Source organism: Bacillus cereus group sp. BfR-BA-01331, from assembly GCF_022663915.1.
In the GTDB taxonomy this organism is placed as follows: Bacteria; Bacillota; Bacilli; order Bacillales; family Bacillaceae_G; genus Bacillus_A; species Bacillus_A mycoides.
The window spans coordinates 172,818-184,237 of the sequence record NZ_JAKUGJ010000002.1; the positions used below are offsets into that span (position 1 = coordinate 172,818).

Consider the following 11,420-nt stretch of genomic DNA (forward strand, 5'->3'; position numbering starts at 1 on the left):
ATTTGATGAAATAATATGTATTATTCAAAGATGAGTTTTATCTTCTTTTTTGAGGCTTCATTCAGTGGATGAAATTATATTAACGATTTCCTGAATATATATTGTAACTTACAATAGATCAACGATTTGATAAGATATATCGATTTACCGAAAAAAATGACAATCATCCTATCTTTTATTTCACTTATCAAATTTTAAATCCATAAAAACACCGTAATGATCACTTGGAAATACGTGTGATGAAGTTAATGCTAAATCTCCAAATACAGATACATTTTCTATATTTAGAGATTCAAACGAATCCTTCTCTTGTATCAAAATCCAATCATATCGTTCTTCTTGCTTTTCATCCCCTATTAAATTTGTATTCTTTCCATAATCTAAAGTTGGCTGAGCAAGAATGTTATCTTGATTTTCTTTAAGCTGAGCCACGTCTATCCATTGATTACTTATTAAGTATTGATGCACCCCTGAATGTGGTTCATCATTAAAATCACCACATAATAATTCGTAGCCACTAACTCTGTTTTTAATCCAATTATTCACCGTATCCAATTGCTCTTGTCTTACCTTACTAGATTTCCAATTTAAATGAACATTCGTTATCCCGATCTTATACTCTTTATATTTTAACATGATTCGAATGGCACAATAATTCGATTCCTCTATATCTGTTTCCCAAATAGCTTCTTCAGCTAAGATAGGAACTTTACTTAAAAAAGCTAGCCCTTCATCTGGAGAATCTGGATACTCTTTAAATACACAAACCGGATATCCAGTTTGATCTGCTATATACTGCGCAACATTTTTCTTGTGTCCATAAGTAACACAACTTCTAACTTCCTGTAGAGCAAGAATATGCGGGGAAATATTGCGAACCTCCTCACAAATGGCTTCTAATCTCTCAAACCAAAAACTCTCGTGATTCCATATATTGAAAGTAGCAATTCGAATTACATCACTACAATTTAACATTTTATTTCACCAAATGTAATTTTCATATTCGGAGCATATACTAAAAATGCATGTATATGAAACACTTCAAAAAATCGTAGTTCTGCTTCATATTGAGCAAGCGCTTCAGCAAATGTTAATCCCCGACTCATTAAACGTTCTATAAATTGCTGTTTATCACCCGGATTGCCTGCAATCCCCTCTTCTTTTAGAGAATTATATAATCCTTGCTTATCATTTTGATTTAAATTAGAGTCTAAAAAATTCACTTTATCACTTACTCTACATTCAATATTTTTAACACCTAATTCACTTAAATACATAGGTATTTTCATACCGATATTTCCATCTTTACCGTTTCTCTGTGTGTCCCTTTCAAATAATTTCTGCAAAATACCTATCTGGATAATTTCCGATTGATTCTCTCCATCTAATACGTATGAAGACATATTTGACATCCAATGTGGTTCAAAACAGATTATTTTACCACCTGGTTTAATTGAATGTATCATCTTCTCTAGCATCGTTTTTGGGGAACTCATATGTAATAAGAAAGCATGACTGACAGCTATATCATATTTATTTTCCAATTCAATTTCTGTAGCATCTCCTTCAATAAATTCTGATTCATATGGAAGCGAATGAAACAACTCTCTCGCTTCAGCTATTAATGCTTCCCCGCTATCAATGCCTGTATACTTTGATCCCTTTGGAAGCAATGGCAACAAAACTAAGCCTAAATAACCATACCCACAACCGTAATCAACAATATGTACCGGTTCAGAAATCTTCCAAACTGTATTTACTAAAAAACTTAAATAATCGTCATTGTAATATAAATCTCTCGTATTTCTTAAATACGCTAGCTTATTATTCCAATCATACTCTTTCAGGTCCAGCACCTCCTTTTATATACAAAACTAAAGTTCTCCATTTAATAGTCACATTCCTACACTTCTAATAAAAAAAGCTAGTATACCTTAAATGATACACTAACTTTTCCACTCACATAATTTAACAATTACAATCAGTATAATCGGTACAAGCTAATGTACTGCAATCACAGTTTCTATGTTCGTCATTTCTTTTTAGGTGAAAATAGAGTAACACAATAAATATTGTACAAATAACAAAAGCAATTATTGCTTCTATATTTCTTTCATAAATGAGAAAACTAATCCCGCTTCCTCCTGAAATAAGAATTAAAACTAAGTAGATCCAAAACATGTAAAGTTCTCCTTCCGTTAATATATGCTTTTAGATGTTATCCATATAATGCTAGAGGCAATAAATAGCCCCATACCATTACCGCTTAATAAACCAGTCGTTACTCTTAGTAAATTTGTGCTGCTTCTCCATTTCCATTTTTGGGTGAATCCATCAATAAGTAACGGAATTTGAGCGGAAAATGATAGTATTATTGCAGGCAGAAACGAAGGTGTCATATAAAAATAAATTGGAAACATTAAAATACCGATAAACATGCCTGTACAACGCGCACATAAAGGTATGTATTTTTGTAGTTTAAGAAAACTTCTTTCCGGTAGTCTATGACAAGGAATATGTAAAATGAAAGCTCGAATCAATACGGACCATCCTCTCTACAAATATTTTAATTGATTTCGCAACATAATTATAGAGTTCTTACACTTCGCAGCGTATAACTCTTTATAGATAAGAGTTTATTTAAGAAAATACAAAAAGACAAGACAGGCTAACAATCGCCTGTTTTGTCTTTTTGTTACTCTATATTACGCTTTAATTTGATTTGTAGTTTATTAGTAAAGTAATGTGAATATTTCTCTCGGCGCATAAGCACAAAATTTTCATTTTACATCTCCTCAGGTGCCTCCACCCCAAGTAAACGTAATCCCTCTTTTAATACAACCGTCACAGCGTAAGCTAATGCGAGTCTACTCTCTTTCTCTTCGTTCTCTTCTAATATACGAACATTTCCATAATATTTATTGAACGCTTGTGCTACATCTAATACGTATTTTGAAATAATAGATGGCTCATTTTTGTTGAAGGCCGCCTCAATTACTTGCGGGAATTTATTAAGTAATTTTACGACACTCCAGCTATAATCATCTTTTAATGCAAACGTACAAGTTTCAAATTCTACACTTTCTTTTCTTAAAATTGAACAAGCACGCGCATGTGTGTACTGTACATATGGTCCTGTTTCCCCTTCAAATTTCAACATATTTTCTAATGAGAATTCGATATTATGCATACGCTCATTTTTTAAATCGTGGAAGATAACTGCTCCAACACCGACTTGTTTTGCCACTTCTTCTTTTTGTTTTAAATTCGGATTTTTCTCTTCAATATTTCGTTCCGCAAGCGCAACAGCTTCTTCTAACACTTCTTCTAATAAAATAATTCTGCCCTTACGTGTCGACATTTTCTTACCATCTTTTAATATGAACCCGAACGGTACATGTTCCATACCATCAACCCAAGTATAGCCTAGCTTTTTTAATACAGTGAAAAATTGATTGAAATGTAAGCTTTGTTCTGGGCCAACTACATATAGCGCTTTATCAAATTCGTATGTGTTTTGACGATACAATGCCGCTGTTAAATCACGCGTTGCGTAAATGGTAGCACCATCTGATTTTCTAATTAAGCAAGGCGGCATACCTTCTTTTTCTAAATTAACGACTAATGCGCCTTCTGATTCTTCAAGTAAATCGTGCTCTTCTAAAATCCCAATAAAGTCTTCCATTTTATCGTTATAGAAAGCTTCTCCTTGAAAGTTTGTAAATTCCACACCGAGAAGTTCATAAATACGAGAAAATTCTTTTAAAGACTCATGACGGAACCAATTCCAAAGTTCGACTGCTTCTTCATTTCCTTCTTCCAGTTTTTTAAACCATGAGCGTCCTTCTTCTTCTAGTTCTTTGTTCTCTTTTGCTTCTTCATGAAACTGAACATATAACTTAAATAACTCACGAATTGGATCCTCTTTAACTAATGCTTCATTTCCCCATTTTTTATATGCAGTAATTAACTTCCCAAACTGCGTGCCCCAATCGCCAATATAATTGATTCCGACAACTTCATAGCCACATTTTTCGGCGATATATTTCAGCGAATTACCAATCATTGTAGAACGTAAATGCCCCATTGAAAAAGGTTTCGCGATATTAGGAGAGGAATAATCGATAACTACCGTTTTTTCACATCCAAAGTGATTTTGACCGTACTCTTCTTTCTCCGCTAAAATTATTTTTAATACTTCATCACTTACTGTTTCACGATTAAAAAATACATTTACATAAGGACCAACAGCCTCTACTTTCGTAAAGAACGGATCATTTAATTTCTCCGCCAATTCCTTCGCTATAATAGCTGGTGATTTTTTATATTGCTTCGCTAGTGAAAAGCATGGGAACGCTGCATCTCCGAATTCATCTTGTTTTGGTGTTTCGATTAAATCTAAAATTTGATTTTGCGTTAATTCATTCGTAAAAATATTCGATAAACTTTTCGCAAACTGCGTTTTATAATTCATACTATAACCTCCTTATTTTTTAAAACACAAAAAACTCGTCTCTAAAAAAGAGACGAGTTTTAACCCGTGGTACCACCCTTGTTGTTCATTTCGAACCACTTTCCCGTTTATAACGAGGACAGGGGGCCTCGGCTTACTCTACTATTCATTCAAGAAGCATCTCCGAAGTGCGTTTCATCTTTTTCTTCCGCGCTAGGCTCACACCATCCCCAGCTCGCTTTCCTTCTGAAAAAGACTACTCTCTTCATCACAGATAGTATATTTAATTAATTATTGCTTATTATACATCTTTTCAAACAATTAGCAAGGGTCAATTACACCAAAGTGAAACTTAGCACTTTTTCTTTTGTATACGTGAAAATTATGTTTTTCAAATCTAGAACTACGAAAATGATCTTTCAGAACGACACGCTTTCTCGCCACACGCTTCGCTTCCGCAATTGTTTCATCAGTAATATCATGATACAAAGCGAAGTGTTTTAATCCTTTTATTCCATCTGATTCTATGACCGTTTCTTCAAACATCGGATCAAGGTAAACGACATCATAACTATTATCTTCACATTGTGTTAAAAATGCGTAATGCTCCGTTTGCTTCACATCGATTCGTTGCATTGCCTCATCAATTTCAGAAACAGATGAAGACCATGTTTTCAAACCATTTTCCATAATATAAGCCATATACTCATTGCCTTCAAGTCCCGTTACTTTTCCGCTTTCACCAACAATATAACTAGCTACAATACTATCTGATGCCATACCGAGCGTACAATCTAATACTGTCATTCCGCTCTCTAATTGCGTGGCTTGTACAAACGGATCGTGTTCTCCGCGCATTAATCTTTTCACACGAAACATCGCTGAGTTTGGATGAAAGAAAAACGACTCTTCCGTTCCTCTCGGATAAATAGCTAATCGATTTTTTCCTACAACAAGTACATCTTGTTCATATTGCTCATGTAGTTTATGTACTGGTATGTCATTACGTTTAACGAAAGAACGATTTAATTCTGCTGCTACCTTGCTTGCATAATCTGTCATTTCTTTGTTCGTTCTTCCTGCTGTTGTTACTATCATTTTTTCACCTCTATATAAAGAAAAGAGGGAGATTTACTCTCCCCCTTCTTTAGCAATTCTTTTCAAAAGCTTGTTCTAAGTTTGTAATAATTTCGTCCATTGTTGCGCCTTCAATTTCATGACGGTGAATGAAGTGAACAACTTCTTTTCCTTTTAGTAATGCCATAGATGGTGAAGATGGAGGAATTTCTCCGAAGTATTCACGCATTTTCACAGTAGCATCTTTATCTTGACCTGCAAATACAGTTACAAGATGATCAGGTTGTTTTTCAGCACGTACAACCGCTTGACCTGCTGATGGGCGTGCTAAACCAGCTGCACAACCACAAACAGAGTTTACAACTACTAAAGTTGTACCTGATGCATTCTCCATAAATTCTGTTACAGCTTCTTCTGTAGTTAACTCTTCAAATCCAGAACGCACTAACTCTTGGCGCATTGGAATTACCATTTGACGCATGTATTCTTCATATGCATTTGACATCTTGTATCTCTCCTTCAACTTTCATTCCAAATTTATCATATCACGCTCTATTAATAGGTGCAAAAGAAAGATAACGATGATCTCATTTTTTTGTAGGGATTTCACAAACCCCTTCACGACAGTGTCCAACTGGGACAAGTTTTCTATTGTTGGCAATATAATCGTATACTTTACTTCCAAATCCAAGTACGATAGATAGTTTTATAAAAGGTACTGCAAACCAATAAGATGGAACGGCCTTTGCTAATACGTTAATGCTATGAATTCCGTCATACCACTTATTATTTTTCAAAATATACAATCTTTGCTCCATCTTACTTTGTAATTCTTGAGAAAGTTCATACTTCTCAACTACATCTTCCTCTCGAAATGAAACAAATTTCATCTTACCCTTTTTATCTAATCTTTTCGTACGTTCTGCAACCGCCGTACACATCGGGCACCAACTATCATAGAAAACAATCATAAACTATTCCCCTTTACGAGACTCCGTCATTTGCTTCCATACTGATCCTTTTGCTTCTTCGCCGCCTTCAATACGTTCTAAAGCTAAACGTGCTTGCATCGCCACTTCAAACTCCGGATCATCTTCTGCTGCTTTTAGTGCCGGAATTGCACTTTCATCACCAAGTTCAAATAAGAACATTGCTGCACGCCAGCGTACTAATTTACTTGAATCTTTCAGAGATTTAATCATAACGAACATCGCTGCTGGATCACCTACATCTGATAAACAATCTCCTGCTGTACGACGAACACTTACTGAACGATCTAATAACGCTTTATATAATAACGGCAATACTCCATCACCTTTTACCATACCTAAATAAGCTGTTGCTAAACGGCGGATAGATACTTTCTCATCATCTAATGCCATTTTCAATACCATCATATCTTCTTCCGTTGGATCCATTTGTTCTAAAGCTGCAAAACGGTTTTTCCAGTCAGAATCTTTCATCATCTCTTCTGTTACTTTATATGGCTCACGCTTTTGAATCGTTACTTCAACAGCACCTGCTTGATTTAATAATTCTTTAACCGTTTCATTTACACGTTCTTCTGAATAAGCAGCAACAATTTCTTCTACTACTTCTTTCCCAATTTCTTCAAAATTACCGTAACGTGTACTTTGTTCTACCCATTTGCGCTCTTTCACAACGTTAGGTGCAGACATTTGCACTTTCATAATTGATTCTTTAAAACGATCTGGTAAGCCAACACGCTCTTCTGAGGTTCCATCTGTTAACTTCACTTGCATCGGAATTGTAAAGAACATTTGAACAAACACTTTCACTTCTCCAAAATGAGAAAGTTGTTGTTCTTCACTTTCTTCTACTACCTCTTCGCCGAAAACAGCACGAACTTGTTGTAATAAAACTTTCCAGTCATACTTCGCATTTCGCTCCACTGCTAAAAAGTCGGCTACATGATATACACCTTTAATGCCTTCAATTTTCAAAATTTCTTGCACTTGCATTGGTGCTTGTTCTTTATTTTCATTTGTATAATTATTACGCGCTCCTGATGGTAATACTTCATTCAAAATAACTTTCATTGTATTTGGACTTGGCGTCGGTTCAATTGCTTTAATCTTCACGTAAAAAACTCTCCTTTATTGCGTGTTCTTAGCTGTATTGTAACATGTTACCCCTCTATACTCCTACTCGGATGCTTAATTTTACTAATTCCTCTTCTACATTTTTAGAATTTCAATTATTTCTATTTTCACCTAATCGTTCCGGAACTATAGTTAAAAGTCTAATTGACAATAACAAAAAAAGGTATTAATCTCAACTCATAAAATGACCATGGTCATTTTATGAGTTGAGTCACTTAATTGTGGAGGGATAACAAATGAATAATGTCATGATTATAGGTGGTGGTATTGCTGGTCTTTGCGCAGCAATTTCCTTACAAAAAATAGGCTTAGATGTAAAAGTATATGACAAAAATATTGAAACTACTGTTGCTGGTGCAGGTATTATCATTGCCCCAAATGCGATGCAAGCACTTGAACCATATGGAATTTCTGAGCAAATAAAAAAATTTGGCAACGAAAGTGACGGTTTTAACCTTGTATCCGAAAAAGGAACTATATTTAGTAAATTGACCATTCCAGCTTGTTATCCAAAAATGTACTCCATTCATAGAAAAGATTTACATCAATTGCTACTTTCCGAACTACAAGAAGGTACTGTTGAATGGGGAAAAGAGTGCGTAAAAATAGAACAAAATGAAGAAAACGCCTTAAAAATATTATTTCAAGATGGTAGTGAAGCACTCGGCAATATACTCATTGCTGCAGATGGTATTCATTCTGTCGTTCGAAAACAAGTAACACAAAGTGACGGTTATCGTTATGCCGGTTATACGTGTTGGCGCGGCGTAACTCCAGCTCATAGTCTATCTTTAACAAACGATTTTATTGAAACTTGGGAAACAAACGGTAGATTTGGTATCGTCCCTCTCCCAAACAACGAAGTATACTGGTATGCGCTCATAAACGCTAAAGCTAGAGATCCCAAATACAAGGATTACACAACAGCAGATTTGTATAATCATTTCAAAACTTACCATAACCCCATCCCATCTATTTTAAATAACGCCTCTGACGTTGATATGATTCATCGTGATATTGTAGACATTATTCCAATGAAACAGTTTTTTGACAAACGCATCGTCTTTATTGGGGATGCTGCCCATGCACTTACACCTAATTTAGGCCAAGGAGCTTGTCAGGCAATTGAAGATGCTATTATTCTTGCTGAATGCATCAAAAATAATGCCCACTATCGCCAAGCATTTATAGAATACGAACAAAAAAGACGAGAAAGAATTGAAAAAATCTCAAACACTGCGTGGAAAGTTGGAAAAATGGCGCAAATAGAAAGTAAACCTTTAACTATACTAAGAAACCAAGCAATGAAACATATTCCGAAATGGATTTCTAATAGGCAAGCACATGAACTATACAGTTTTCATTTATGACAAACTCCAACGAAAAGTATGAACGGAATTCTCTCTATCCTTCTTTCAATTGTATTAAACAGTAAAATTAGGAGGCATGAAATAAGATTTCATTTGAGATACTCTAATAAACAGATATAATTGTTTGTATTAGGAGTCGATTATATGCTTAGAGAAACGAGAAAAAAAGAATTAAAAGAACTTATATTCCAAAAAGCAGTACAGCTCTTTCAAGAACGTGGGTACGAAAATGTAACGGTTCAAGATATTACTACTGCATGCGGGATTGCAAAAGGAACTTTCTTCAACTACTTTCCGAAAAAAGAAAACATATTATTATTTTTAGGTGATTCTCAAATTGAACTATGGAATGAAAGTTTAAAAACGTATGAAAATGTGGAACATCCAAAAGAACGAATCAAACTTGTTTTAGGAGACTTACTAGATCGCTTTACTGGACATGGAGAATTAATGAAGCATGCTGTTTTTGAAATTATTAAATCTAACTACTTAGTAGAAAATGAATTAAAAAGTATACAACAGCTACAAGAAAGTTTGTCTTCAATTATTACAGCAGCGAAAGAAACAGGAAAATTAAACAGTCAATGGGATATAAATATTATCACTTCTACTATTATGAGTACTTATTTTTATACACTCATGTCCCAATCCCTATTAAATTCTAATGAAACAAATCCGAAAAATATACTCAATCAACAGTTAGATGTTGTTTGGGAAGGTATCAATCAAAAATAATAGAGGGCTATGCTACAAAGCCCTCTTAACTTTTAATACTCTTTACATCTTATTGCGATGCCCCCTCCCTCCTTCTCTCCAGAAATGTAATGCTCTCAATCAGAACTTCAGTTCTATATACTCTCTTTCCTTGTTCATCATCGTAATTACTCGTATGAATACGCCCTGTAATCCCAACAAGTGAGCCTTTCGTACAATATTCTGTTACATTTTCAGCCGACCTTCTCCATACAACACAATTAATAAAATCTACTTGTTGCTCACCTAAACTATTTCGAAAACCTCTATTCACCGCAACACATATTCGTGCATAAGCGACACCTTGTTTTGTGTAGTATAATTCTGGCTCCTTTGTCAATCTACCGATTAATACAACTCGATTCATCATAAGTTATACCACCTCACATATTTTTCTTCATTGTAAAGAAAAATGTTGGAAGGGTAAAAAGCGCAAAATGATATGTTTGTAAGCAAAAATTATTACTTTATATCTTACAAATCAAAAAAAGAAACCCTACATAGTTTAAACATGTAAGGTTTCCAAAAATATTATACTTCACTGCAAGATATGTAATATCCTCCGCGGGCCATCTTTATTTCAGCGCGGTACATTACATTTTCTAAGTAGAAAGTAATCGGTTTAACTTTACTCTCAAATTTCAATTGTTCATTACATTCTGTCGCATGTCCTTCAATAGCTGAACGAATGACTTCTGCTGACGGATATGTTAAAGCGTTATCTAGTTCTATGAAAAAACTTTTAGAAAATAGTTTTTTCATAATCCCTTTTTTCTCTTTCATCATATTCCATCCCCCTTCAATTTAAGTCGCCAACATCCATATTTTCAATTTATTTTTAAAAACAAAAAAACCTGCACATTTCATGCAGGATTTTTTTATTAGTCATTTTTCGTAAAGTAAGAAACGAAACGAAGAATTTCTAAGTATAACCATACTAGCGTCATCATTAGACCCATTGCACTGTACCACTCCATATATTTTGGAGCTTGACTACGTGCGCCACTTTCGATTAAATCGAAATCTAGTAATAGATTTAATGCAGCAACTACAATAATAACTGCACTAATGATAATACCGATTGTACCGCCCTGGTGAATATATGGAACTGTAACACCGAACATGTTTAGTAAGAATACAATTAAATACATAACCATAATTCCCATTGTCGCTGCGATTACACCTGTGCGGAATTTATCAGTTACTTTTACTACGCGTGTTGCATACAACACTAGCATTGCAAATAGAATTGAAACTGTTAGTAAGACAGCGTTTAAAACGATAGTATCGCCAAATTTCATTGTATAAATCGCTGAAATACTCCCTAATACAACCCCTTCTACCGTTGCATAGATTGGCGCACCGATAGGTGAAATGCGCGGGAAGAATATAGACGCAAATGCGACGATTGCCGCAATAACTAAAGCGCCAATTAATACTGGCATCTTCATCGTACCTTGCGTCATCTGTATGTATGAATAGACAGACGTTGCAAGCAGCAAGATAAGCATGATAAACGTTTTGCCTACTGTTCCGCCAATAGTCATCGCAGAAGTATTTGCTCCCTCTTTACGGAATGCCTCTTTTTTCAACATTGGATTAGATGTTCTCATTTTTTCCCTCCTAAAATAGGTTCTACCAATA

General features: G+C 34.7%; 14 protein-coding genes and 1 other annotated feature. Of the genes, 2 read left to right on the forward strand and 12 right to left on the reverse strand.

Annotation, left to right across the window (positions count from 1 at the left end; all coding sequences use genetic code 11):
• Positions 1–180: 180 nt before the first annotated feature.
• From MR155_RS05075 to MR155_RS05115, 9 genes are all read right to left on the reverse strand, one after another.
• The gene (locus MR155_RS05075) at positions 181–975 is read right to left on the reverse strand and encodes an endonuclease/exonuclease/phosphatase family protein (protein ID WP_242308494.1); all 795 of its coding nucleotides are present in this window, start codon (positions 973–975) and stop codon (positions 181–183) included.
• Complete coding sequence (locus MR155_RS05080) at positions 969–1,853, reverse strand: class I SAM-dependent methyltransferase (protein WP_242308926.1); 885 nt, start codon at positions 1,851–1,853, stop codon at positions 969–971. Before MR155_RS05080 ends, MR155_RS05075 begins: the two co-directional genes overlap by 7 nt.
• Before the next feature lie 115 nt (positions 1,854–1,968).
• Entirely contained in the window at positions 1,969–2,181 is a 213-nt protein-coding gene (locus MR155_RS05085) for a hypothetical protein (RefSeq protein ID WP_033709025.1), read from the reverse strand.
• 17 nt (positions 2,182–2,198) lie between these two features.
• Positions 2,199–2,540 carry a DUF2085 domain-containing protein gene (locus MR155_RS05090; RefSeq protein ID WP_002141578.1) on the reverse strand — a complete coding sequence of 114 codons (342 nt, stop codon included), beginning with the start codon at positions 2,538–2,540 and terminating at the stop codon, positions 2,199–2,201.
• A gap of 245 nt (positions 2,541–2,785) precedes the next feature.
• Positions 2,786–4,474: an arginine--tRNA ligase gene (argS, locus tag MR155_RS05095; protein ID WP_219302144.1), complete on the reverse strand. Its 1,689-nt coding sequence runs from the start codon at positions 4,472–4,474 to the stop codon at positions 2,786–2,788.
• A 45-nt stretch (positions 4,475–4,519) separates the two neighbouring features.
• Positions 4,520–4,734, reverse strand: a binding site (T-box leader).
• 40 nt (positions 4,735–4,774) lie between these two features.
• Positions 4,775–5,551 (reverse strand): class I SAM-dependent methyltransferase, encoded by a 777-nt coding sequence (locus tag MR155_RS05100; RefSeq protein WP_219302143.1) that lies wholly within the window; start codon positions 5,549–5,551, stop codon positions 4,775–4,777.
• Between the two features lie 49 nt (positions 5,552–5,600).
• Positions 5,601–6,035, reverse strand: coding sequence for a BrxA/BrxB family bacilliredoxin (locus MR155_RS05105; protein ID WP_002012568.1), 435 nt, complete (start codon positions 6,033–6,035; stop codon positions 5,601–5,603).
• Between the two features lie 82 nt (positions 6,036–6,117).
• Positions 6,118–6,501, reverse strand: a complete 384-nt coding sequence (locus MR155_RS05110) for a thiol-disulfide oxidoreductase DCC family protein (protein WP_219302141.1) — start codon at positions 6,499–6,501, stop codon at positions 6,118–6,120.
• Positions 6,502–6,504: 3 nt separating this feature from the next.
• Positions 6,505–7,632: a conserved virulence factor C family protein gene (locus MR155_RS05115; protein ID WP_242308497.1), complete on the reverse strand. Its 1,128-nt coding sequence runs from the start codon at positions 7,630–7,632 to the stop codon at positions 6,505–6,507.
• Positions 7,633–7,889: 257 nt separating this feature from the next.
• Between MR155_RS05115 and MR155_RS05120 the strand changes: the two genes are divergently transcribed.
• Together MR155_RS05120 and MR155_RS05125 are read left to right on the forward strand one after the other, a co-directional pair.
• Entirely contained in the window at positions 7,890–9,023 is a 1,134-nt protein-coding gene (locus MR155_RS05120) for an FAD-dependent oxidoreductase (protein WP_219302139.1), read from the forward strand.
• 144 nt (positions 9,024–9,167) lie between these two features.
• On the forward strand, positions 9,168–9,758 hold the full coding sequence (locus MR155_RS05125; RefSeq protein WP_242308499.1) for a TetR/AcrR family transcriptional regulator: 591 nt from the start codon (positions 9,168–9,170) through the stop codon (positions 9,756–9,758).
• A gap of 49 nt (positions 9,759–9,807) precedes the next feature.
• On the opposite strand, the gene MR155_RS05130 is transcribed toward MR155_RS05125, so the two are convergent.
• The 3 genes from MR155_RS05130 to MR155_RS05140 form a co-directional block, all read right to left on the reverse strand.
• Complete coding sequence (locus MR155_RS05130; RefSeq protein WP_002141572.1) at positions 9,808–10,146, reverse strand: single-stranded DNA-binding protein; 339 nt, start codon at positions 10,144–10,146, stop codon at positions 9,808–9,810.
• A gap of 161 nt (positions 10,147–10,307) precedes the next feature.
• Entirely contained in the window at positions 10,308–10,562 is a 255-nt protein-coding gene (locus MR155_RS05135; protein WP_061688393.1) for a DUF4318 domain-containing protein, read from the reverse strand.
• A 95-nt stretch (positions 10,563–10,657) separates the two neighbouring features.
• Positions 10,658–11,389, reverse strand: coding sequence for a Bax inhibitor-1/YccA family protein (locus tag MR155_RS05140; protein ID WP_113937752.1), 732 nt, complete (start codon positions 11,387–11,389; stop codon positions 10,658–10,660).
• Positions 11,390–11,420 lie beyond the last annotated feature (31 nt).

Bases quoted from the DNA above. Each gene is read 5' to 3' on its own strand.
- MR155_RS05135 (WP_061688393.1), bottom strand. From the start codon at position 10,562: ATGATGAAAGAGAAAAAAGGGATTATGAAAAAACTATTTTCTAAAAGT.
- MR155_RS05085 (WP_033709025.1), bottom strand. From the start codon at position 2,181: ATGTTTTGGATCTACTTAGTTTTAATTCTTATTTCAGGAGGAAGCGGG.
- MR155_RS05130 (WP_002141572.1), bottom strand. From the start codon at position 10,146: ATGATGAATCGAGTTGTATTAATCGGTAGATTGACAAAGGAGCCAGAA.
- MR155_RS05100 (WP_219302143.1), bottom strand. From the start codon at position 5,551: ATGATAGTAACAACAGCAGGAAGAACGAACAAAGAAATGACAGATTAT.
- MR155_RS05075 (WP_242308494.1), bottom strand. From the start codon at position 975: ATGTTAAATTGTAGTGATGTAATTCGAATTGCTACTTTCAATATATGG.
- argS (WP_219302144.1), bottom strand. From the start codon at position 4,474: ATGAATTATAAAACGCAGTTTGCGAAAAGTTTATCGAATATTTTTACG.
- MR155_RS05110 (WP_219302141.1), bottom strand. From the start codon at position 6,501: ATGATTGTTTTCTATGATAGTTGGTGCCCGATGTGTACGGCGGTTGCA.
- MR155_RS05140 (WP_113937752.1), bottom strand. From the start codon at position 11,389: ATGAGAACATCTAATCCAATGTTGAAAAAAGAGGCATTCCGTAAAGAG.
- MR155_RS05125 (WP_242308499.1), top strand. From the start codon at position 9,168: ATGCTTAGAGAAACGAGAAAAAAAGAATTAAAAGAACTTATATTCCAA.
- MR155_RS05120 (WP_219302139.1), top strand. From the start codon at position 7,890: ATGAATAATGTCATGATTATAGGTGGTGGTATTGCTGGTCTTTGCGCA.
- MR155_RS05105 (WP_002012568.1), bottom strand. From the start codon at position 6,035: ATGTCAAATGCATATGAAGAATACATGCGTCAAATGGTAATTCCAATG.